The sequence below is a fragment of the Alteromonas lipotrueae genome, from assembly GCF_019249215.1.
In the GTDB taxonomy this organism is placed as follows: domain Bacteria; phylum Pseudomonadota; class Gammaproteobacteria; order Enterobacterales; family Alteromonadaceae; genus Alteromonas; species Alteromonas lipotrueae.
In genome coordinates this window covers 110697-134499 of sequence record NZ_JAESDI010000003.1, presented here as the reverse complement: position 1 = coordinate 134499, position 23803 = coordinate 110697, and the positions used below count along the sequence as shown (strand labels likewise).

21 protein-coding genes are annotated in these 23803 nt (G+C 42.6%); 5 read left to right on the top strand and 16 right to left on the bottom strand.

What is annotated here, in order from left to right; translation table 11 throughout:
• The first annotated feature begins 58 nt into the window (after nucleotides 1–58).
• Complete coding sequence (locus tag JKP82_RS03950) at nucleotides 59–514, top strand: hypothetical protein (RefSeq protein WP_232370656.1); 456 nt, start codon at nucleotides 59–61, stop codon at nucleotides 512–514.
• A 149-nt stretch (nucleotides 515–663) separates the two neighbouring features.
• On the opposite strand, the gene JKP82_RS03945 is transcribed toward JKP82_RS03950, so the two are convergent.
• From JKP82_RS03945 to fdxA, 7 genes are all read right to left on the bottom strand, one after another.
• Complete coding sequence (locus tag JKP82_RS03945; protein ID WP_159532310.1) at nucleotides 664–1152, bottom strand: WbuC family cupin fold metalloprotein; 489 nt, start codon at nucleotides 1150–1152, stop codon at nucleotides 664–666.
• Between the two features lie 232 nt (nucleotides 1153–1384).
• Nucleotides 1385–1921: a DUF2780 domain-containing protein gene (locus JKP82_RS03940; RefSeq protein ID WP_232370657.1), complete on the bottom strand. Its 537-nt coding sequence runs from the start codon at nucleotides 1919–1921 to the stop codon at nucleotides 1385–1387.
• A gap of 183 nt (nucleotides 1922–2104) precedes the next feature.
• Entirely contained in the window at nucleotides 2105–2908 is an 804-nt protein-coding gene (locus JKP82_RS03935) for a transglutaminase-like domain-containing protein (protein WP_218395962.1), read from the bottom strand.
• Nucleotides 2908–4140, bottom strand: coding sequence for a hypothetical protein (locus JKP82_RS03930; protein ID WP_159532314.1), 1233 nt, complete (start codon nucleotides 4138–4140; stop codon nucleotides 2908–2910). Before JKP82_RS03930 ends, JKP82_RS03935 begins: the two co-directional genes overlap by 1 nt.
• Nucleotides 4141–4247: 107 nt before the next feature.
• Nucleotides 4248–5252, bottom strand: a complete 1005-nt coding sequence (gene ylqF / locus JKP82_RS03925; protein ID WP_159532316.1) for a ribosome biogenesis GTPase YlqF — start codon at nucleotides 5250–5252, stop codon at nucleotides 4248–4250.
• Nucleotides 5253–5426: 174 nt separating this feature from the next.
• A complete protein-coding gene (locus JKP82_RS03920) occupies nucleotides 5427–6230 on the bottom strand; it encodes a TrmH family RNA methyltransferase (RefSeq protein ID WP_218396066.1) in 804 nt (267 codons plus the stop codon).
• Between the two features lie 66 nt (nucleotides 6231–6296).
• The gene (fdxA, locus tag JKP82_RS03915; protein WP_013783175.1) at nucleotides 6297–6623 is read right to left on the bottom strand and encodes a ferredoxin FdxA; all 327 of its coding nucleotides are present in this window, start codon (nucleotides 6621–6623) and stop codon (nucleotides 6297–6299) included.
• Between the two features lie 215 nt (nucleotides 6624–6838).
• On the opposite strand from fdxA, the gene JKP82_RS03910 reads away from it, so the two are divergent.
• Complete coding sequence (locus JKP82_RS03910; RefSeq protein ID WP_218395960.1) at nucleotides 6839–8500, top strand: NAD(P)/FAD-dependent oxidoreductase; 1662 nt, start codon at nucleotides 6839–6841, stop codon at nucleotides 8498–8500.
• 68 nt (nucleotides 8501–8568) lie between these two features.
• Here JKP82_RS03910 and JKP82_RS03905 read toward each other — a convergent pair whose 3' ends face one another.
• From JKP82_RS03905 to JKP82_RS03895, 3 genes are all read right to left on the bottom strand, one after another.
• The gene (locus JKP82_RS03905) at nucleotides 8569–8868 is read right to left on the bottom strand and encodes a hypothetical protein (RefSeq protein WP_159532320.1); all 300 of its coding nucleotides are present in this window, start codon (nucleotides 8866–8868) and stop codon (nucleotides 8569–8571) included.
• 8 nt (nucleotides 8869–8876) lie between these two features.
• Nucleotides 8877–9170 (bottom strand): hypothetical protein, encoded by a 294-nt coding sequence (locus JKP82_RS03900; RefSeq protein WP_159532323.1) that lies wholly within the window; start codon nucleotides 9168–9170, stop codon nucleotides 8877–8879.
• Nucleotides 9171–9346: 176 nt separating this feature from the next.
• Nucleotides 9347–12649: a PKD domain-containing protein gene (locus JKP82_RS03895; RefSeq protein WP_218395958.1), complete on the bottom strand. Its 3303-nt coding sequence runs from the start codon at nucleotides 12647–12649 to the stop codon at nucleotides 9347–9349.
• Between the two features lie 275 nt (nucleotides 12650–12924).
• Between JKP82_RS03895 and JKP82_RS03890 the strand changes: the two genes are divergently transcribed.
• Nucleotides 12925–13323 (top strand): helix-turn-helix transcriptional regulator, encoded by a 399-nt coding sequence (locus tag JKP82_RS03890; RefSeq protein ID WP_218395956.1) that lies wholly within the window; start codon nucleotides 12925–12927, stop codon nucleotides 13321–13323.
• Between the two features lie 65 nt (nucleotides 13324–13388).
• On the opposite strand, the gene JKP82_RS03885 is transcribed toward JKP82_RS03890, so the two are convergent.
• Together JKP82_RS03885 and JKP82_RS03880 are read right to left on the bottom strand one after the other, a co-directional pair.
• Complete coding sequence (locus tag JKP82_RS03885; RefSeq protein WP_218395954.1) at nucleotides 13389–16718, bottom strand: serine/threonine-protein kinase; 3330 nt, start codon at nucleotides 16716–16718, stop codon at nucleotides 13389–13391.
• Between the two features lie 45 nt (nucleotides 16719–16763).
• Entirely contained in the window at nucleotides 16764–17360 is a 597-nt protein-coding gene (locus JKP82_RS03880) for an ECF-type sigma factor (RefSeq protein WP_218395952.1), read from the bottom strand.
• 384 nt (nucleotides 17361–17744) lie between these two features.
• Between JKP82_RS03880 and JKP82_RS03875 the strand changes: the two genes are divergently transcribed.
• Nucleotides 17745–18401: a crotonase/enoyl-CoA hydratase family protein gene (locus JKP82_RS03875; RefSeq protein ID WP_159532333.1), complete on the top strand. Its 657-nt coding sequence runs from the start codon at nucleotides 17745–17747 to the stop codon at nucleotides 18399–18401.
• Nucleotides 18402–18559: 158 nt separating this feature from the next.
• Here the strand turns inward: JKP82_RS03875 and JKP82_RS03870 are convergent, their stop codons facing one another.
• A complete protein-coding gene (locus JKP82_RS03870; protein WP_218395950.1) occupies nucleotides 18560–19075 on the bottom strand; it encodes an Mpo1 family 2-hydroxy fatty acid dioxygenase in 516 nt (171 codons plus the stop codon).
• Between the two features lie 136 nt (nucleotides 19076–19211).
• Nucleotides 19212–19421, bottom strand: coding sequence for a hypothetical protein (locus JKP82_RS03865; RefSeq protein WP_218395948.1), 210 nt, complete (start codon nucleotides 19419–19421; stop codon nucleotides 19212–19214).
• A 92-nt stretch (nucleotides 19422–19513) separates the two neighbouring features.
• On the opposite strand from JKP82_RS03865, the gene JKP82_RS03860 reads away from it, so the two are divergent.
• A complete protein-coding gene (locus JKP82_RS03860) occupies nucleotides 19514–20506 on the top strand; it encodes a hypothetical protein (protein WP_218395946.1) in 993 nt (330 codons plus the stop codon).
• A gap of 68 nt (nucleotides 20507–20574) precedes the next feature.
• On the opposite strand, the gene JKP82_RS03855 is transcribed toward JKP82_RS03860, so the two are convergent.
• Nucleotides 20575–21267 (bottom strand): hypothetical protein, encoded by a 693-nt coding sequence (locus tag JKP82_RS03855; protein WP_159532340.1) that lies wholly within the window; start codon nucleotides 21265–21267, stop codon nucleotides 20575–20577.
• 267 nt (nucleotides 21268–21534) lie between these two features.
• Nucleotides 21535–23604 (bottom strand): TonB-dependent receptor, encoded by a 2070-nt coding sequence (locus JKP82_RS03850; protein WP_373996584.1) that lies wholly within the window; start codon nucleotides 23602–23604, stop codon nucleotides 21535–21537.
• Between the last annotated feature and the right edge of the window lie 199 nt (nucleotides 23605–23803).

Here is a 23803-nt window from a genome sequence, read left to right as displayed (position 1 = left end):
ACTTTAGCGTCTAAAATCACTCTTAAGGTTACCTTTAGCTACCTCAAAAATTATAATTATGAAATTACTTGTTCCCTTTTTAGTTGCTACTGCCGTGTTAGCAGGCTGCGCCGGAAAACCAGACCATCAAGATCAAGGTGAAGTGTTCTTCGAAACCAAAATTAATCCCGATGGCACTAAATTATTTGCCTTTAGTATTGGTATGCCTAGCCGAGGAGATCGAGATGAAGGCAGGGGGCAACGCCCTTCTCGAGGTGGTGATGGTGGCGGTAGAGGCGGCAGAAATAGCGGCCAAAACGGCGGTGGAGAAGCAAGGGGCGGTAACGATCGCGAGGCCGAACGTATGGACGCTTTTTACGATACTTTGAGTGAAAAGTTATTTGAAACGCAATATTGCCGAAATGGCTATATTGAAATTGATACCCATGAAACTGAAGGCCGTTATCACCTACTCGGCGAATGCCAAGAATCGGCGTCAGAGGAAGATAAACTCAAGTTCGCAAATCCTTATTAATTGGTAAATCATCGCCCATATTGTTTTGTATAGCAGTGTGGGCGATCACTTTTTATGCTTGATAGATAGGAAAAGTGCTAACGCATTTTGGATAGAATTTTACGCTTTTCTTATAAGTTGCAAGTGTTCGTGCCAAGCACAAAAAAACATTAAAACTGCGTACCTAATTCAGCCTCTTTTAATTTCTCTAAAAAAGGCGCAACTGCTACGTCGCCTTCTTCAGGCGCCCAACTTGCAAAACCTTTGTCGTCCATGACTTCATACGGGCCTTGCTTTACTTCCATAAATACCACAGGTTCAAAACAAACCGTGGCATGCCATACGTTAGGTGGAATCTCTACCCCTACACAATCACCACCGGCACTTAAGGTTATACGCTTAGTTAACACAGCATTGTCGTCAAAGAACAGTAAATCGATACTCCCTTCTACCGCCATAAAAAATTCCCATTTATGCTGTTGGGTATGGCGATGCGGACGAACATAAGAGTCGGGCTCCATTGCAATAAATAGGCGCTGGACTAAATCTTCATAGCTTTTATGGACGTTGTGATTGGCTCTTCGTCTTGGACTTGCTTTGGCACTTTCTTTAAGTGCATTGCGCTGCGCGTGATTAAAAAGCTGAATATCGGTAAGCATGACACTCTCCTTGTTTTGCTTTATTAAGGGTTTGCCTGTATTTGACTACCCTAAAGTGCTGAACATTTAACTTAACGCGCAAGCCTGTGTTGCGAGGGGACTTGTATTTTGGCGTAACCTGTACGTTAGCATTGACGGTGTTGAAAAAGCAAAAAGACGAGCATATCGCTCGCCTTTTTCATTCAATAACAGTCTGAGCCCTCGGCTTAGCGTTTTGAATTAGCCTTTTAGCTTAGCCACTAAACTTGCCTAAACCTTCAACCAAAAGAGCTTTAATCTCTTGCCCTTGTTCGGTATCAAGGTAAGCTTTAGCACTATTCACAATTTGCATAATCTGCTCCGGTTCTAGGCCTAGCGCTTCAAATTGCTTGTTTAATTCATTCACTGACTTAAAGCTATCGCTATAACTTGCAGCTTTATCGAGAATGCTGCTTAACCCACCTTCAGACGTTACGTTACTGATATCGGGTACTGAACCTAGTAGAGACTCAAGCCCTGGCAGCGCGTTGCTTAGTTCACTGAACTGGCTGGTTGAAATATTGTCTTTTGCGTAGTTAAAGATAGATGCTAATCCGCCTGTCGCTTGAGATTCAGTAATGCCTACCGCGTCACTAACTGAGCGCGTCATATCAGAAATATTCGGCACTGCTTCAACTTCTTCGGTCATACCAAACAAGCCTTTTAAGGAATCCAACCATCCTTCAGCATGGCTTTGTGGGGCAACGGTCAGACCTGATACTAAAACAAGAGCGTAAATTTTTTTCATCATTATTTTTATTGTTAGCAAGGTGCACATAGCACTGCCGACAATCCATCCTTAGTGATTTCAAGAAACATAATTCTATAAGTATTTGTAATTATCACAATTAGGCAAAAGGATAAAACTACGCCCTGGCACTTATTCGTACAGGGCTGAGTCGTTATTTTAGGAAGGTGCTTACGTGCTTAGGACTTAGGGCTTACTACGAAGTGAAAGAAGTTGCTCGGGCATAAGTACAAAAGCCCTAACAAGGCCCATCCCGTAGCCGGGCCCTTCATTATCAAGTTCTGAGGCTGGTAAGTAAAAATGCTGTGTCGCTTCTAAGCGGTATAAGGCTGAATCTACAATGTGCCATTGCCCGTCATGCCAAACTTCAGTCCATGCATGCCCAAACGCATTTACGCTATCGTTTTGCTCTACTATCACCGTACCAATTATAACCTTGGCTGACATGCCTAACGCGCGGGCTAACGCTGCCGTAAGCACCGCATATTCGGTACAATCACCACTGCGCTGGCTGGCAACAACCGACGCAATATTAAAACCGTGAATATAATTTGGATCAACAATATAGCTATCAACAAAGGCGGTAAGATGTTCTAGCTCAAAGGGGGCATCTGCGTAAGCTTGTTGATAGCTAGCAACAAATGCTTTTGTACTGGGCTCACTTAAATCCACAACAAAGCTATCTGCGCTGTGTTTATCTTGAACTGGTTTCATAAAACGAGGCATTGAAGATAAGGTAATCGATAAGCGATTATCACTCACCTGCTCAGCAGTCACACCGTCCCAATTTGCTAAGTTGATAGCCAGCTTATTTGAGTTTGATGATACCAACTCAAAATTAATCTGTTTTGAAAGTGGTAAAACCTGACCTTCAGCAAGCTCGATACCTATTTCAGCCATAGACGGCACAGACTGCGCACTTGCTGTATAAGTAAACGCAAAACCAAATAGTAGGCTAAACCCAATAGATAACCGAGTTGAAGACCGCATTACAGTGTGGGGGCTCCGTGGGAATGCATTAATACCAAGTCCATCTTAAGTCCGCCTTGTTGCATAATCCCCTTGCTAATGACGCCCTTTTTGTCAGACTGCATGGTCATTATCAATGGCCCCATATCTATTTTAAGGTTGCCACTAGGATTGTCTGCAACTTCGCTTATCACAACCTCGATGGCTGCCGTTGGGTCGGCATCTGCCGTCCACATATAAAAACTACCTGAGTTATTGTCTGAGTTAAGCAGATTGACCGATTCTAAATAGCTGCCGTAGCTGGATAGTAACCAGTCTTTATGAGCCAGTTCTATTTCTAAAGCTTTACCTTGCAACTCCCCTTTAACCTGCCAAGCGTCTTCAACGTAACTAATATCAAAGCTTGATGTCATCGTGCTGTTTTCAATGGTGTATTCGCTTGCGTTAATCAAAGAACCGTCTGGGTTACTCCACGAAAAAGCGACAGAATCTGAACGAGCAATAGAGGTTTCATCTACGGGGATCATAAATGCTGTCCCTACCACAATTTCAATATCACCATCGCTATCTTCTATATATTTTTCACGAGTGAAACCCATAGGGATATCGTTAATAAGAACCTGATAGGTAGAACGGTAAAACTCTGGGGAAGGTTGAGCGGCAGTAAATGCGCGTACGAACGACTTAAAAACGGCGACAAAGGCGCTTTGATAACCCATTTCATTATGGATGCAGACTTGCAAACTATTATCAGTTTCAGCAGATAAGCCTTTTAAAAGGCCAGAAACCTTTTCATCGCCCTCACCCACCGTATACAACGTATCGAGTGAGAGGTAAGGCGTTGCGTCTACCGCACCCACATCTATGGCATAGTTAAATTGACCAGATAGTTTTTTTTCATTTAAAGCTTCCACACCCGACAAGCTATATTCTGCAATTGAATATAGTGAGTTAGCCGGGCCATCGAATTCATTAAATGCGTAGCACTCTACTGGTGAATCAGTACCTATATCGATGGTGTAGTACCAAGTACCGTCAGAAGCGTCTTGTGCAGTCGCTTGCCCCAACACCGAACTATTTACCTGAAAATCAGCTATTTCAATAGGTGAAGTGTTAGTCACCTTGATATCTCTGGCCATTGCCTCTTTGAACCAGTCTGGGAAATCGTTAATGTTAACTAATTCAACAGCACTTACGTTAAACGCTAGTAAACTTGAGAAAGATAAAGAGGTAACAATACTGCCTAACTTCATAAATAGTCGTTCCTTGATATTTGTCACTGATTAAAAAAGCGCACTGGCTGCTCATACCATCGACAATACGTTTTTTATGCGAATATTTCTATATTCTTTTGTGCGTTCTACTTCGCGTTTTTCTTCATTCTTTTACTTTGCGCTTCACGTTTTTCATTTCGCTTTTCTTTTCTATCGTGCTTATCGGGCGTGAGCGAACCATCTTTAAACCGTTGCTTTCGCTTGGCGTTATCAGCGGCTTTCTTTGCTGCCGCTTCAGCTATTTCACGTTTTTCGACTTCAATCATCTCTGGGGTTTCTAGGGTTATTCTGCCTAATTTACCCGATTGTAGTTCGTTCAATAACACTTCACATATCTTATGAAGATTAACACGGCCGCCGGTCATAATGGCGCCGCGTTTTTTCGCCGCGGCTTCTAAAAACTCAATTTCAGTATCGGGAATGTCTTCAAGTTTATAATTCGCTTTTAACACATCTGGGTAAGCTTTAATAAGATAATCGGCAGCGTAAAACCCTACGTCATCATATTCCATGGCCGTGTTCTTCACTGCACCTGAAGAGGCTAAACGATATATGGAATTAGGATTTTCCAGTTTTGGCCATAACACCCCAGGCGTGTCGAAAAGCACAATACCATCACCTAAATTAATACGTTGCTGACTTTTTGTTACCGCTGGCTCGTTACCGGTTTTAGCAATAATACGGTCGGCCAAAATATTGATGAGGGTAGACTTCCCTACATTTGGAATGCCCGTGATCATGGCTTTTATCACTTTGTGCTGCACGTCTTTGTGTGCACAAATAGTTTTAATCAGCCCCATGACTTGTTTACTGCTAGCGGGGTTGTCGCTAGAGGTAGTAAGGGTTTTAACCCCGCGCTCAGACTCTAAATGCGCTTGCCACTGCGCTGTTATTTCAGGGTCAGCCAAGTCGTACTTGTTCAAAATTTTGATGCACGGCTTATCGCCTCGTAATTTTGCAATCTCTGGGTTTTCGCTTGAAAACGGTATGCGTGCATCAAGCACCTCAATCAGCACATCTACCTGACTAAGCGATTCCTTAATCTCTTTAAGGGCTTTGTGCATGTGCCCAGGAAACCATTGTAAGGCCACTGTTATTATCCTTTTCGGGTGTGATACCACGCTATTAGCACTTTGCCAATGCCTGGTGTGTTATCAAGCTAATGAGAAGCAAGCGCATAGCGCTTAACCGCATTAATATTTCAATAATATATAAACTGCAAATAGCAGCGCTAATGTGTGCATCTGAATAGCATTAGCAACAGGCTAACGGGACAACTCATAAACACACATATTCACGGCACTGGCCAAGTTAAGCGAATCTATTTTACCGCTACCGGCTATGGTGTATGCCTTCGCATTAAATGCAGAAAGTGCCGTTTTAGGAACGCCGCGGGCTTCATTACCAAATAAGTAGCAGTCGAAATCTGAAAACGACGGGGCGGTAACGGCTTCGCCTGCCATATCTAAATAGGCGAACCGGCTAAAGCGAGTTTGCAATGCATCTAGGCTCACGTCTAATTCAATAGGTACGTGAAAGATTGCCCCCATACTTGAACGCACCACTTTAGAATTAAAGGGGTCCACACTATTGGGGCTTAGTAGCAAGGAGAAATTATCAAACCAGGCTAGTGTTCTTAATATGGTGCCCAAATTTCCCGGATCTTGCACTTCGTGCAGATACACATAGCGCTGCTTATCTTTATGTCCAAGCGCTTGATTCGAATGTTTATCCGACACTTGCTCTAGAGTATTGGTCGCGCCAGCGGTAGAACTAGGTAATGGCACACAGGCAATAATACCTTGCGGTGTTTTAGTATCACTTAGCTGTGACATTTGCTTTTGGGTGACGTTTACTAGGGTAAACCCTGAGTCAAGCGCCCTCGCCTTTTGCTCAAAGTCATCGGTAATATAAAGCGTGATAGATTCAGCTGATGGAGCACTACTGTATGCATTGGCCCTCACAGCTTTTACTAATTCTAAAACTAGGTGTTCGCCTTCCACCAAATAAAAGCCAAATTGCCCACGGTATTTTTTCTGATGTAGCTTTTTAACATCATCAAGTTTCATCATATTATTTTTTCCGTTTTAGGAGGCGAAGCGCACAGGTGAATTATTGTTTATTTATCGTGGACGCTATTCGTGCTCAAGCAAGGCGAGTTTATCTGGTACACCATTCCATACATCGGCGTCTTCAGGCGGTGCTTTTAGCTCAATAATATTAGGCCACTTCGCTGCAAGCTCTTCGTTAATGGCCAAATAAGGCTTTTGCGCATCAGTGAGGTGCGTATCTTGAACAATGGCGTCGGCAGGACATTCAGGCACACAAAGCGCACAATCGATACATATAGCAGGATCTATGGCTAAAAAATTAGGTCCTTCAAAGAATGCATCCACTGGGCATACTGCTACACAGTCGGTGTATTTACAGTTTATGCAATTGTCTGTCACTACAAAGGTCATTTGCACCTACATGCTTGGGTTATTATTTCAGGGTGCCAAGTTTAAATTAGCCTGTGTAAAACTCAAATTTCTTTTTACTCTATTATTCTAGGGTAAATAAGCTAATTAACCCACTGCTTACCCGTTATTGCGGCTAGTATTAGTCTTGTTGCTGATTTACCATACGCGCGCCCTGACGGAGAGGCCGTCCGGCAAAGCCAAGAGTACCTATTATTATGTTGCGTTTAACCGATATTAAATTACCGCTAGATCACGATGAAGTTGCGATAGAAAACGCAATTTTGCATAAGCTTCAAATCACAAAATCGATGCTTCTTGAAACCACGGTATTTAAACGCGGTTACGATGCGCGCAATAATAGAGACATCCAACTTATTTACACCCTTGATGTAAAGGTAGAAAACGAAGCGTCGCTGCTCGAAAAATTTGCCAAAGATTCGAGCGTGCGGGTAACCCCTGATATGTGCTACAAGTTTGTGGCTACCGCTCCTGAAGAAGTAACCGACCGCCCAGTGGTAGTTGGCCTTGGGCCTTGTGGATTATTCGCTGCGCTTATTTTAGCCCAAATGGGTTTCAAACCTATTGTGCTTGAGCGAGGCAAAGCCGTTCGTGAGCGCACCAAAGACACCTTTGGTTTTTGGCGTAAACAACCATTGAACCCAGAGTCGAATGTACAATTTGGTGAAGGCGGTGCGGGTACATTTTCTGACGGCAAGCTATATAGTCAGGTGAAAGATCGCAAGCACTATGGCCGTAAGGTATTGAACGAATTTGTTGCTGCTGGCGCACCTGAAGAAATAATGTATGTGAGTAAGCCTCATATCGGTACATTCAAACTGGTGAGCATGGTAGAGAAAATGCGTGAGCAAATCATTTCACTAGGTGGTGAAATTCGTTTCAGCACACGTGTTGAAAGCTTAGATTTAGACAGCGCGAATTCAAAACCGGCCGATGCAGCAAGCACAGAATCAAAAAGCCATAAAATTAAAGGGCTATTCTTATCCGATGGCAGCTACCTACCCTGCACCAAAGTCATTATGGCAATAGGCCATAGCGCTCGAGATACTTTTCAGTCGCTTTATGACCAAGGTGTATACATAGAGGCCAAGCCTTTTTCCATTGGCTTTAGAATTGAACACGAGCAAAGCATGATCGACAGCTGTCGATTTGGTGAGAACGCTGGCAATCCTATTTTGGGCGCAGCCGATTACAAGCTCGTTCACCACTGTAGAAATGGCCGTACCGTATACAGCTTTTGTATGTGCCCTGGAGGTACTGTTGTGGCAGCTGCATCAGAGCCTGGCCGTGTAGTCACCAATGGTATGAGCCAATACTCTCGTCATGAACGAAATGCCAACAGCGCTATTGTGGTAGGTATTACGCCTGAAAAAGATTATCCAGAACACCCCTTGGCAGGCATAGATCTTCAGCGCAAATTGGAAGAGTTGGCATTTAAAGTGGGCGGTGAGAATTATCATGCTCCGGCTCAGCTTATTGGCGACTTTCTAGAAGGCAAGCCAAGTAAAGAATTAGGCGACGTTAAGCCCTCTTATACCCCAGGTATTACCCTGACTGATTTAAGTAAGGTTGTTCCCGACTTTGTTATCGAATCTATCCGCGAAGCCATTCCCGCATTCAATCGTCAAATCAAAGGCTTTGCTAAAGCTGACGGTATGCTCACAGGCGTTGAAACACGTACTTCATCACCTGTATGTATTAAACGTGATAAACAATACGAAAGCATCAATATTGAAGGCTTATACCCTGCTGGTGAAGGAGCCGGCTATGCTGGTGGTATTTGGTCTGCAGGTATTGATGGAATTCGCGTGGCAGAAGCGGTAGCACTGGCATTGGTGCCCTCCGATTCTACTAACTAGCACCCAGTCCCCAGCGTTGTTAATAGGGAGCCAAATACGGTCAGTTTTTATTGCTGACCGTTAGGGAGTCATTTAAGCAAGCCAAATAAACGCCATTTCTTTCGATACTGAGCCAGCGGAATTCTTACTACCCGCTCGCCAGTATCGCAAGGCTCGATTTTGGCATCCACCTGAACATTGTTAAGTTCAAGCGCTAACTGCTGGGCATATACTTCATCTACACCACTTACCAAGGTAAAACGCTCTAATGAACTAATGGCTTTAGCCATTTGAATCACTTTCGATAGCGGTAAATCAACCAGTGTGCGCAGCACTTTGAGTGCAGATACCGTATCAATATTGTTCCCACTTACAATGACTTTATACATAGTTGGCTCTATTCGTCTTCGGTTTCAGATTCTAGCATTTTAGTACTGCTTGAGCTGCTCGAGCTACCGCTGGCGCCTCCTCCAATGGCAAGCCCCCCCATACCAGCTAAGCCTATACCTGCTGCTCCTAATCCAATTTCACCAATCGTTGCTGCACCCGCTAAGGCAATAGGAACGGTTGCTAATCCAGCGGTAGATACTATTGCAATTCCAAGCCCTACCATAGCAATTCCAACGCCGATTTGCTCCCATTCATAGCCACCAGCCACTTGATTTAACTCTAATTCAGTAAGTTGTTTCATATCTTTGCTTTCCTTTTTAAGTATTCAATTAATTCGCTAGTGTTGTCTAGCAAGGAAAGCTTACTAACAGGAGAGAAAGTAAAATACTGATCTTCGGCTTAGTTATCGAGCAGTTTTAACCATTAATACCAAAAAGGGCCATTAGGCCCTTTCAATTATCTGCTTTGATTAAGCAATCAATTGTCACCCAACTGTTCTGCGGTCGCTCGCAAATTGTTGGCATTTTCAACGAACTGAGCTGCTACGGTCGTATCATCAAAGAGGTAATTAAAGTCGATATAATCGCCCTCTCCTTCGTCAGAAACGAAGACCGAGAATTCAGTAGTACTCAAAGAAAGATACAATCTACCGTCAATATCTATGCTCCCATCATCGTTTAATGCATAACCGAAACTATTGTTTACTTCTGAGTAAGTGCTATCGGTGTAGATAACCACATTACTGCCGTCAAATTGTAGATAAGTGGCGTTCCATTCACCGCTTTGCGACGTGTCTACCAATATTAAGCTCTTATCTTTCAACGAATCAAACGAAGCAACAGATGTGCCTTCTCTTAATACAGTCTCATAATCATCAGCCGCTTGCTGGGTTTCGAAAAACGGAACTGGCGCGCCTAAATGAGCGCCTATCGTGATGCCATCAGAGGACAGCAGAAATGCTTGAAGCCCGTTGGGCGCTGCAACATCACTTGCTTGTAATAGAATACTGTTGTCTGCGGCAACTAGATAGCTCCCACTTTCACTGCCCTGCGGCAATCCTTCGAAGGTACGAACATAAGTATCATCTGCTTCTAAGCTCAATGCTATTGATGCATCGTCTACTGTGTACAAGCCGTTTTGTTCGACACCATATAACGTTGTACCTAAGTAATCTGAGGGCGTCACTAAATTGACAAACGCTTGAGGCGGCAGCGCGGGTAAATGTGGGTGCTCAGGCAGCGTTGCGGTTACAGGACGATTCGCCTGTTTCGACACGCGGCGATTATCCTGAACAAAGTAGTCGACTATGCCATCGAAGCCGCCTCTTCCATCTTGCTGATTGAAGTCGAACTCGTGCAGATTAGTGATATGGTAAGCATCGCCAACTTGAGCAAATATCGACCATGTACGACTGTTATATAAATAGCAATCGGCTGATTCATTAAAACAACCGGGCCAACTATAATCAGTTGAACGGTAGCGATTTATTTGTAATTCTCCATTCGCTTCCACTGACCAATTCCCAAACATTACCAAAATTTCTTCCGTGGTAATGTTACCGTCGCCGTTATTATCAGCAACTTCAATAGTATACGCCTTTCCGTTTGGCCAAAGCTCCCACCAAAATTCATTGAGACTATCGCCATCAAAGGCGTAAGTGTATATACCTGGCACTGACGCCACGTCGAACTTATCTTCAGCGGTTACCGCACCGCCTGCGTCGACCTTAAATGACTCATTCTGCCCATCTGAGGAGATCCCGCTAACTGCATAAAGGTTATTGTCGCTTGAGTCGGATAGCTGTACATAAGACAGTGTGGTTCCATCATCAAATGTAATGACGAGTTCGTTAATGTCAGGGTTCAACGCGTAAGGTTGCTTCATCCATGTAAAATCATTATCTACAACACGTGTACTACCCGTTCCGTCTTGGTTGAATTTGAACGTGTCTGAGGCCCAATTGTAGGTAAATAAATTACTGTCATCAGTATCAAATAGCGAAGAGGTGATAGGCAGTGATAGCGCTTTGTTATCGGCACTATCAATGGCAATTTCAATAGCATTATTTAACGCAATCGCAGTAACTTGCGTAGGAGCGTCAAGAATATTGTGAATATCTTCCAATTCACCATTGAGGTAATACTTTGAGTAAAGCAGCTTCATTTCAAATGTCACTACCCCATCTTGCTCATTTAGCGGCAAAAATGTCATTTCATGGTAAGCATATTCAACTTCAACCTGCTGAGTAATCCCATCAACGTTTAGATATTCATTTTGATTAAAATGATACTCTCCATATTCAAACTCCAATGTTATTTCATTATCATCACTAAATTTCTCAGCTTCAAACGTGCCTAAATAAGTACTGTAAGTTGCTGTCGTGTCACTGGTTAAGGTGAGCTTTTTACCTGGATCTGAAATGAGTGGGTTATAGTAATCAAGCAGGAAATAGGTAGTAACCGATGCGTCTAAATCACTCTCTACCAACTCTGGGTCTGCAATAATTTCTTCGTAGGCTGACTCATACGCTTCGGTATTTTCAACAGTCTCGATATAGGCAGCGGAAGCTTCTGGGTTTTGGACCAGTGCTAACGTGTCAGCTATACCGTCAGGCAACGCTAAACTAGCATCGTCGCCCGCTTTGTCTATCGCCACTTTTATCGCGGTTGCCAACGCGAACTTCTCTTGCTGTGAAACCCGAAGATTCAATGCCGCTAACGTTGCGTCATCAACGATGGGATCGCCCAGGTTTTCTCGCTGCATTAAACCGGCGTTTGCAGTGGTAACGTTGGTCACATTCACGCCGAAAAAATCATCTTTGGTTACCTCGCCGTCACCGTTAGAGGCTTCATTGAGCGCTTCAAACGAACCTAGCACTGACATAAGTTTCGCTTGCGTTTGCGACCCTACGCCACTCGCTATAATAGACACCATTTTATCCGTTACATCATCATCCACACTCAATGTAACGGAATAACTTCCATCGCTACCGGCCGTCACTTCTTGTTGCTCATTGCCTACATTAATCACAAGGTTTGCATCAATAATAGGCGAATCAGTCACTAGCCCTACTAAGGTTAACGATTCACTTTTCTGAAGTACATTAACGCTAACCGTTTCGGTAGTCGTCTCACCTTCATCATCTTCTACGGTAAGGGCAAACGATAACGTTTCATCGCTATCTACAGAAGGCGCAGTAAAAGAGAGCGTTGCGGTTGTTGTGCCACTTAGCTCAACTTCTGTACCGCCCGTTTGCCCCCACAAATAGTTGGCAATTTCACCGTCGTCTTCAACTACCGCAGCAATAGAATGCGCCTCTTTTTCTTCCACTTCCTGGGCTGATATTGTAATTGTCGGCGATGCGTTGATATGAGTGACTGTAACAGACACACTATCTGTGGCAGTTGCCCCAGCATCATCAGTAACGTTAAGTTCGAACGTGAGTGTTTCGGAAGGTTTAACATCTGGAGCGGTAAATTCAGCCGAAGCTTGGTCTGCATTCGTTAATGTGACCTCTACGCCTTCGGTTTGCACCCAGCTGTAGGATGCAATACTGCCGTCTTCATCTACACCACTGCCGACAAGTGTAACCTGGGTATTTTCGTCAACGGTGGCATCCTCGCCAGCTTGGGCGACGGGAAGACTATTAACCACTTCTTCATTGACCGCCTCTTCTTCGTTAACAACAACATCTTCTTTGTCATCGTCATTACAACCCGACAAGGCTAATACCAGTGATGCAGCAATAATGCTTTTCTTATAATTTGCTCTGATAAACATAAAACACTTCCTTATACTTTTATTGGTTAAACATTAAACTAAAAAAGCATAAACCTAATCCCCCGCTCCTTTCCTTCCTTAAATCGCGCAACTTGACCGCTAAACAGCTCAAAATTCATAAAGCGAAGCCGCGCAGAACCCAAAACATAATGTGAATAGTTAAAGCGAGAAAAATTTTAATTTTTTTGGAAAATGCCTGCGCATTTTCTTTCTACCTCGATAAGTGGGAAAGAAACACAATACCGCCACAGCCAATTTCGACAAGGTGAAGGGCAATGAAGGCGAGTGGGGCCAATGAGTCAGAACGAAAAATACGGTTCATGGTGAAATTTGAACAGCAGCTTAACTGTGAAATAGATAGAAGAGCGGTAAGCCACGACATATGTGATATACGGGTAAGTGATATGGCCAACGCCCTGAATATGGACGTGTCGACCCTTAGGCGTTTATGCCAGAAACACTACGGTAAATCGCCTAAGGTTTGCATAGATACGTTGCGTATTGCAGAAGCTAGGAAGTTGCTCTTAGTGGGTGAAAGGCCTTCCACCATAGCCGATAAGCTCGGTTTCTATGAACACAAAACCTTCTCTACCTTGTTCAAAAAATATGAAGGTGTGAGCCCCGTAATTTTTACCCAAAACGATAATGCAAAGGCCTTTGCGACATACCGTTAACCAGTTGTCGCTGCGCCTTCGCAAGGCTTAAAAGCAAGCTTACTCTTAGGTGTTTATCGATGATCTTAATGAGGATTAACCACCGTAAACCGTTCATCAGACACAGCCCAATAACCTGAATCACTTATAATAAGTATTTTGTAGGCATTCCCTTGACCATTAAATTGCGCTGGATCGAGCCCGTAATTACCTATGTTCGGTGCCCTACTCGCCACTAAATACCAACGTCGTTTCAGCACAGTAGTCATCTGCGCGTTACGCCCGCTACCAATATTTATAGGATTGTCGTGAAGTACATATATCGCCACGGCATCGCCTTTTAACGCCGCATTGTCCCACTCTATGGTATTGCGCTCACCCACATTATAAACCTCAGAAGCTTCAGGTTTACTCACAGCATCAACTAATAAACGGGGATTGATAGTATGGGTAATGCCGTTGTCTATCGCCGTGCCATTTTGTACACCAAATGAACCGTCGCTTAGTGACCAGTAGCCTTCATCTGACACCATCATTACCTTAAAGCCCTGACCACCATTTGCCATAAGAAAGAAGGGATCGATTTCTACTTCACCCGTATTAGGCACCTGCTTAGCAAACATCTGCCAGCGCAACCCTTGTATATTTTCAAATGAATCAAATGCTTTGGCTTCAAAATTTAACTTATGATTGATATACAAAGAAATGCTTTCGCCTTTAAGGGCATCTTTATTCCACTTGAAGGTAAAAGGTGTACCCATTTTAAGGTTATCCCCGTGGGTTGGCGCGGTTACCCCAGTAACTCTTCGATTACTCACCACGCGATTTTGCCCCTCTAACATCATCATATGAAGCGTCTTAAAATCAGGTGTTATTAACACCTCTGGAGACAATATACTGGCAAGCGTTTCGCCATACTCTTTGCGTATGGGAAGCGAAGTAGACGTTGCTAACATTTCTTCCGCTTTTAGGGCCTCGCCTTTAACCGCATACGCGGAGGCCAACGCTAAATGTCTTTCAATATCATCGTTCTGAGTATGAGTGAGCCCATATTTAATCGCTAAATCAGTAAAGCCGGCGCGTAGAGCAGTATGAATAATATAAGCGGTATACTCGCCCAGGGTATCTTTTGCCGCCAGTGCATGAATATCGGCTTGCTTCACAGATAGGCCCAAACCAATCCCACTATTCACTGCCACTAACGACGAGAAAAATGAAAGAGAGGCTGTTGAATTCTCGTCGGATACGCCATCATTATTTTTCAATGTTTTTATTTCTGCTGGCTTGATAACCGATAGCGCGCTTGTGAAATCATTAACAAGATACAGGGCTATCGCTTGTTTCACCTTTAACCGAGAACAACGGGGGCCTTGCGCGCACAACGCAACCGCAGATTCAATAAAAGACACACTTTGAGCATACATTTTGCCGTAGGCATAATAGTTGTGTTGCTGCTCATAAACTTTTATTAATTGCTCCTCAAATAAGGGAGCAAGTGCAAGGTAAATACTTTGCTGCTTACTCAATAGAAACTCTACCAAAAGAGGGTCGTCTATTAGCGATGCGGTTTCTAATAAATATCCATATAATTGCGCGAGCTCTGGATTGGTTGCATTATAGGCTTGCTCACCCAACGCCAACGATGATTTCATTCGTGATGCGGCGCCATTCCTATCACCGGCTTTGGCTAGCACTAATGATTTCATACCTTCAAACCATGCTTTTTGGTGAGCCGGCATATCTGCTGGTAAGGGCTGCTCAACCCTATCAAGTAACTTGGCAGGCGCATGCTTAAGCAAAACTTCCCACTGAAATTTTTGCAATCTAAACTTGTCTTCCGGCAACATTTGTTTGTCGAATTTATTGAGAAGACGCGCTAAAGCATCTAACACTTGCGGCCTTTGTGTGCCAGCGTAGTCGACCTTAGCGTTAAGGAATTCGCTTTCAAACGTACTTGGTAAATCGTTATTATGTTTCGTAAGCCAGTGGGTGGCGCTGCTTAAATCACCACGGTAATAGGCTATTTTTGCCTGCATCAATGCACCGCTGGCACCATCCGTATCCAATCGCTCAATAACGTACTTTGCTTTCTCTATATATCCTAAGTTCAATAGCGTTTGAGATAAGGTGGCAACAATTGATGCACGGGTTTCACTATCACTCAATGAGGTCGAAAATGCGATATCAACACCATGATTAATAAAGTCAGCGGCACTCAATGCACCGCCGCCTTCTGATTGTGGTGAGTGCGCTAAAAATAACTCGTCGTAAAAGGAAAGCGTCTGCTGTGTTTTCCTCGATTCTTGAATTAGCGACTTATTTTGCATGAATAGCGCAGCAGCCCCTATCGCTAGCACACAAGGGATAATGACGGCCGATATTGCAGTAGTGGGCGAACGTTGAAACCATTTTTTGTAATAATAAGACTTGCTACTTTTGAACCACTTAAGTGGCCTATTAGCGAATAAACATTCAAGTGCATCGTTAAATTGCTCAGCACTTTGAAAGCGATCCCTTGGGTCGGCAGATGTGGCTTTTTCAATTACTGCCTCAAATTCAGCATTGAGCATATGATGTTGAAACATAAACGCCATTACTTTACCCAGCGCATATATGTCATCGGTAACTTTTGCCTGGTTGCCACTTTGTTGTTGTGGACTAGCATAATCGTTGCTGACGGCGGTTAGTTGTTGATTATCTGGATGGCTTAACGAGTGTGAAATACCAAAATCGAGTAACTTTGGTTGGTTGTGTTCATCTACAATAATATTCGACGGCTTAATGTCAGCGTGAATAATACCGCACTGATGTGCTTCAAACAGCGCACTACAAAGTTTCATTAATACTGAAAGGTAGGCGTGAGTAGTGTGCGATAAATTCTGTCTATTTGATAACGTTGCTTCAGACAATGGAGCACCATCAATGTATTCCATCACCAAATAAGGTACGTCTTCTTCAGTGACATCGACGGTATAAATTTTAGCGATGTTAGGGTGGTTTAAATTGGCTAAATGCTGCGCTTCTTTTTGTATAAAGTTATCACCCGCTAAATCTGCAATTGATGCGAAAACAAACTTAACCGCGACTTTTTGTTCTATCAACCCATCATTTCGCTGACCTAAATACACCGCGCCCATTCCGCCTTCGCCAAGCTTTTGCTTCAGCAGATAAGGCCCCACTTGTTTACCTTCTAGGGATTTCGAGTGATTATCGTCGCACAGCAAATCGGCTTGAGCCCCCACTAACTGAGTGAAACCACTTTGTTTTTTATTCGCATAATGGGCATTGATTAATGCCAGGGTTTCACCAAATAGCGGATCTTCTTTTGAACATAACTGCGACAAATTTTCTCGCATTTTAGCTTCGTCCAACCCAATAAGGTGCTGAAAAAAGAGTAAGGCATTTTCAAACTTCATGAATAGCTCTTTTGATTTATCTGAACAACAATATGGAGGGATGAACTAGGCGGCTTCGCACTGAACCCTAAGGTAAGCTTTTGCCGCCGACAATTCGTTGTAAACCGTAGACTCGCTTAAATTGAGTTGAGAGGTTATTTCCCCTACATTTTGCCCGAGATAATAGTGAAGAAGCGCAATTTGATAACAACGCTTAGAAACATTTTCGAGTGAGGATAACGCATTGTCGAAACTAAGGTATAAACCCGAGTCGATAGAAGCATCGGTTATCTGTACCGCGTCCTCTAAATCGCTATTACGCTTTTTCGCAGAACGCTTTTTAATTTCATCTTGCAACATCCAGCGAACAAAGACGGCTAAGGAAGCGTAAAACTGCTGTCTGTTTTCAAAGATTTCATCAGGCGCGGTTAGTTTGATAATGACATCGTGAAGTAGTGAGGTGGTATTGGGGAGCTTGTCGAGCAGGCTTAGCGCATTGTCAGACTCCGCTTTTTTGCTGATCTGTTTTTTCACCATGCCCTTTAAATGATAGTAAACAATACTACGAAGCTGATTAGCACTTTTTAAATCGTTATTGATTACCCAAGCGTTTAGCACTTCGGTAAATTCGCCGCTTGTATCCCTCAAATGAACATCTTCCATACTGCTGCCTAGCGCATCGGCTAATCACTTTAATAACCAACATAGAAATAATATGGCGATTAGTCAACGCTTAAATGCACTTTACCTTAATTAATAATTCAAAAAGGCTAAACCCACCTGCAGTATAATCATTTATTATTACTAACAATCACTTACATTCATCCCTTACGGCTTGGGGCATAGAGTTCCCCCTCATAAATGCCTGGTTAGTAAGCTTTCAAGAGTATTTAGGCTAAGCTTATCGCCGATATGGCGGGCGGCAGAATACTGCTGTTTTTGCGTTTATAAGCAATGACTACTCCCTCGCATTACGTAAAAAAACTTGCTTCTTAGCGCCACTGTAAACAAACTCCACAAAATAGTATTTAGAACAAAGAGGCAATAATGGCTTTCGAATTAAAAATTGAAAACAAGGTAGCTCTGATTACCTTTGATGACGGAAAAGTAAACGCAGTAGGCTTTTCTCTTATTGACGCATTGAATGCCGCGTTAGATGAAGCTGAGCAAAACGCTGATGCCGTGGTGATGTATGGCGGTGCCGATAAGTTTTGCGGCGGCTTCGACCTTTCAGTGATGAAAGCCGAAGATAAGACCGAACAGATAAAACTGGTTCAGGCAGGCGCAGATTTAATTGTAAGGCTGTACGGCTATCCCAAACCCCTTATTGTTGCTGCTGAAGGCCATAGTATCGCATTAGGCGCAATATTCTTGATGGCCGCTGACCTACGTATTGGCAAAGACGGCGACACCAAATATGGCTTAACTGAGACCGCTATTGGCATGGTATTACCTGCGTTTGGGATGGAGTTGGCTAAATCACGTTTAGCCCCTACTTCATTAACAGAAGCGTTACTCTTTTCACGGGTATACCAAGGGAAGGATGCGGTAAAAGTGGGCTATTTAGATGCTGCAGTTCCGCAAGAGCAAGTACTCGCTACCGCTATGGGCTATGCTGAAAAACTCAAAATGTTGCCTGCCAAAGCGTTTGCTGAATCTAAGCTACAACTTCGCAAAGAAACCCTATCTAAAATGCGTGGTTAGTCTCGCCTTGCAACTTAGGTATCAAAACTTAGGCATTCATCGTAACTGATGCGTAGAGAAGTGCTTAGAATACACCTAAAAATCCATTTAGGTTAAAGTAGTGAATAGTATATGGCACCCTTGAGGTGCCATTCTAGTTTTACATACCAAACCGGTAACTAATGTACTACACCTGAGTTTTCTTCAATCTTAGCTTGAAGCTCTCCTCGTAAACCAAGCTCGAAGCCAAGTTCTGCAACCACAAACAACGGTCCAATAGCCAAGCCCATAATATCGTCTACAAAGGCTGGTTTTTTACCTTCAAAATGATGGCCAATAAATTGTAAAATCCAACCGCCTACGAATATACCAATTGAGGCAGATAGCCATACCCATGTTGCGCTTTGCGCCAAAGGTTGTGCGAGGTAAAGCAATGCCCCGGTTAATACCACCATGGTAAGACCTAACTTTACATCTAACTTTAAATAAAACACATTACCGATGACCCACACGAATAACGCAGGGCTTAGTAATAATGCTCCTACGATAGGCGCAGTGACTTCAAAAGCCGGGCGGCTTAACAAGCTTAAAAACGCAAAAACAATAAGGGGAATACCAATGTAATGGGTGAAAATATTACGTTGATCTCTATGATATTTTGCGTACTCACTTAGATGCTGCTCAAGCGTTTTCATTCTACTACCTATAAACTTTTTCTTATGAGCATGTGAGATTAGCGAGAAAGAATACTTCACACTGTCGCCAAGCCGACAATTAGTTCAAATTGATAGTAGTGTTTGAAAAAAATAGAATCCGATACGTGTGCTTTATTTATCGCCGTATACCAAACTCAAACAAACAGTTGCTTGCTACCAAACTAGAAGAGCGTGTTGATAGGCGAGTGAAGGTAATGACACTTATTTGGTCTTGCGTGTCTTCTTGGGATATGTCGAAATAATGCATGGCATAGCCGGTACCAGCATAGTTGGCACCGGTAGGCTGAAGTTCCACATAGGCGATAGCCTTAAACGCCAACCCCACTAAAAATTGCCTTATTGCGCAATATAACTTACCTTCTAAGGTAGTGATTAAACAATAAAAACATAAAGTTATAAACTCAACAAGGATGTTTCATGCGCAAGGCCGTTCGCTTTAGAGTACTTTATTTACTGTTTGCTATAGCCACCTACACTTTAGGCTTCATACTACTACCAAAGACTATTAATTCTTCATTCGACCAGATACTTTCTGCTGGCTTCCTGTTTGCCTACTTCATTGTTCTACCAGCTCTGTTTTGGTACTGCGTTATAAAGGTCGGTGAGCAGAAAAAATGGAAGATCATCATTCCCTTTAGTCTCGCCAGTGTTGTCGCTCGCTATTCCATGCCGGTTTCTCTTGCTAGCTACTTTGAATTTTTAAGCTGGGTGCGCTATCCGGTTATTGCCATACTGCTTATTATCGAATTCGTGGTGATTTTTCACGTCGTGTCTATGCTATGGAAATCTCGAAAAATTAAAGGTGATCCTCGCATTAATGCGTTAATCAACAACATAAACGAAGACGATAAGAAACGAGAAGTTACGCTAATTATGGCTAGCGAACCCGCAAGTTGGTATTACGCCATTCCTAAATTCACAAAGGCTCACACGCCCGCTTTAGCTAACCTATCGCTGCTAAGCGCCAAACGGTGGCATTTCGCACTAGTACTGATAGGTTTAATTGCTGTTACGTGGGGGTCTTATTCTTTATTAATTTTATGGAGTGAAATTGCCGCCATTATTGTCGCGTCAGTCATTTTCTACGGCATCATTAGTGTTACGGCAAGTCATCGAATTAGCAGGCATTTTTCTGTTTATTGCCACAACAATCACCTTATCGTAAATGCCAGTTTTTTCAGCCTGCTTTTTATTCCCTTAACTCATATTCAAACCTGTGAAGCTGGCGAGTGGGAGTGCGATAAAGAGCAATTGAAAGTGGGTCGTGGCACCGCGAATATTAAGCTAACTTTTTCAACACCGGTTTATTGGTTCACGTTAATGGGTACCATTTGTGAACGCCCTACTGAAGTTTATTTATGTGTAGATGCGCCTAATGAACTGGTGCTGTCACTCAGTAATGTGGATTAGGAGCTGAGGCAATGATATTTAAGGGTAAGAGTTGCTCAAATGGTTAAATGGATAATCTGCGAATAATCTTATCGGTTTAGTGTAAGTGTATGTGCTTCTTTACCTGAAAAAATCACCAATTTTCCTGATGATAGTTCTTTAAAACTATATTCCCCACTTACTATACGGGGATTTTTTTTCAGTGAAGTAATTAATATTTCTCTACTTCCCCCTCCTTGAGAAGAAATTTTCGAAGCTATTCTATTTAACGTATTGATAGAAACATTTTTATTACTTACTAACGCCACCAAGGTACCCAATTGCTCTTCCTTTTCCGATAGTGATTGTAACAGCTCACTCGGGGATGATGGGTTTTTAGCTAGTAGATTATCTATTTCATATCCCATATCAGTCTCGAACCCTTCTAATTCAAGAAGTCGCTCTGAACTAGTTAAAGGATTAGCAGCATCTTCGAATGCTGAGTATTGATTAAAAGAGGTAAACGAAAATAATAAAGTAAGAGACAAAAATAACGTTAGCTTTAAAAACCTGAACATTAATTGCCTAAAATTTTCTCTAATTCCATCTATAGAAATCTCATTTAAAAAAATGAAAATCCCCGTAAACAACACAATAGCCACTAATATGACTTTTATTATATATATACCCAGTTGAGGGTCAGATCTGCCATGGAGTATAGAAAAATTTAAAAATATATAGGGGAATACTGTAATAAAAGCAATCGCCATTACGGCGATGCTTCTAAATTTTAATAAAGACATCTCTAAACTTTACCAGCTATCAAATTTGAATAGTCCATAAGGCTTTCCCTCCCCCACTTAAGAAATGGTAAATTTAGCTCTAAAGTTACTATTATAAACAATAGCTAATCTAAATGATTTGCTAACGTTAATATCAAATCCAACGACAAGGTAGTCAAAACACTTAATTTTAACTTACCATCTTCAAAGTTTAGATTGTAAAATTTCTTTTTAACAGTTTCCCATCCCCCTGATTTAATCAAATCACAAAAGACTATATAACCGCTATTACAGCGACATTTTAAGCTCTATACGTGCAGTAGCCCCATCACCAATAGTGACGTTGTTAATGCCGCCACCAACAAGGTAATCAGTATCAAATACGTTCTCTACATTTAGCCTTACATCAACTTGTTTACCCATAATATCAGTTCGGTATGTAGCACCTATATCAACACGACTATACGCATCTTTTAACACAGTATTTGCGTTGTCTGCATAGCGTTCACCCTGATAAAAGATACCCGCATTCAATGCTAATTTTTCCGTAACTTCGTAGCGGCTCCATAACGACGCAGACCATTTAGGCGCATCAACTGGCGTATTGCCTTCAAAGTTCTCGTCTTTTTCATACTCAGCATCTAAGTACATCATTGATGTCATCACAAACCACTTATCACTAACCGCACCTTGTGCTGCAAGCTCTAAACCTTGGTGAGTTTGCTTACCAGATTGCGTAGTTACAGTGGTATACAAGGGGTCATTTAACAGCTGCTCAGAAATCAAGGTACCAGTCTTTTCAATGTTGAAAAGAGCACCACTTACGAGTAGTCGGTCTGATACTTCCCACTTTGCCCCTAACTCTACTTGCTTAGACGTAGTCGCATCTAATTCCATACCAAAGTTTTGATCAAGTTCGTCTTCAATGGTTTCACTTGATTGAGGCTCAAACCCTTCTGAGTAGTTCACATATACCGTGCTGTTTTCAGCTGGGTGATACAACACGCCAACTTTTGGTAATAAAGATTCGTTGTCAGCACCTTCACGGCTTTGCTTATCGAAGCGCCCACCAATGGCAACTTGCCATTGTTCGTTAAACGTCATTAAATCTTGAAAATACACACCGTAATAATCGTATTCAGTGGTACTCAACGTGTCATCATTATTGAAATTTAAATCAGGTTTGGCCGGTTCGGGTTGCCCTACGGTGTAAGTGATTGAATCCCCTCTTTCGATAAGCTGACCGTAGTAATAATCTAGTGCGTTCGCACCAATCAGAATATTGTGCTCGATACCACCAAACGATACTTCACCATTAATATCTATAAATGCGGTTTTAAACTGCCAATCGTCTGAACGATCGTAAGGGTTAGAGGTATAGCTGTTACCAATTTCATAATCAGAAGGAAGTCGAGGGGATGATTCAAATCGTTGTCTTTCAAATGATTGTTCATTGTAACCCACCTTAACTTGCCACTCAGGGTTCATGAAATAAGTTAACTTAACCCCTTTGTTTTCAACATGAATATCTGTGAACGCCCAAGAAAAATCGTTAATAGTATTTCTATTGCTAATTACATTAGCATCTTCATCTAACCATGCGCCGGTATCTAAACCCGCTTTATCGTTAGTGCGATCGTAATAAGCATTCACTATTAAGCTGTCATTAATTTTATGCTCAAGCACTAATGAACCAAGGAAACGATCACGCTCTCGCGTTTCACCATTTTGATATTCGCGATCAAAATTAACATCCTGCTTTACCAATACCGCGCGATAGCCGGTATCTTCAGCAATTTGACCACCAGCATCTAGCATAAATCGCGTAGAACCATATTGGTCTGTGTCTGCACTGACTTCCAATAAGCGAGACGCGGTAGGTTGCTTGGTTACCATATTAATAAGCCCACCTGGTGCAGACTGACCATATAAGATACTAGATGGGCCTTTAATGACCTCTACTCTTGAAAGCGTTTCGATAGGCTGTTGATAGTGAGACCAATGCTGGTGCCCATCGCGCAAATAACCAGTAGATGAGCTTAATTCAAAGCCTCGTGAGCTAAATACTTCACGGTTTCGTTGTTTAGAACCCGGTGACAAACTTGCATCGTTATTGAGTACTTCACCTAACGTGGTAGCAAGTTGCTCATCGATAATAGTTTCAGGAATGACCGTTACCGCTTGAGACGTTTCAAGTAATGAAACATTCGCACGCATGGCGCCAGATGCATCACCTACTTTATAGTCGTTAAAATAGGTACCTTTTACATTGATAACTTCTACTTCGCTTTCGCTTGTCATTGTTTCCTCTGCGTAGGCCGCATTCGATAATGCAATGCCCCCAACGCTCAGGCCCAAGCCTAGACCCAAACTTTTACCTAACTTAAGGCCTAAACGAACATTTACTGACGTACGACTGCGCTGCATGAAGGTTTTCCTATACAAAATACTGACAAAAGCTTTCAAAAACGCGATGCTAGCACAAACGCAAATGATAAACATTAACATTCAGTTAATCGAATTTAAGGAAAAATAGTATCTGTTTTGATAGATTGCA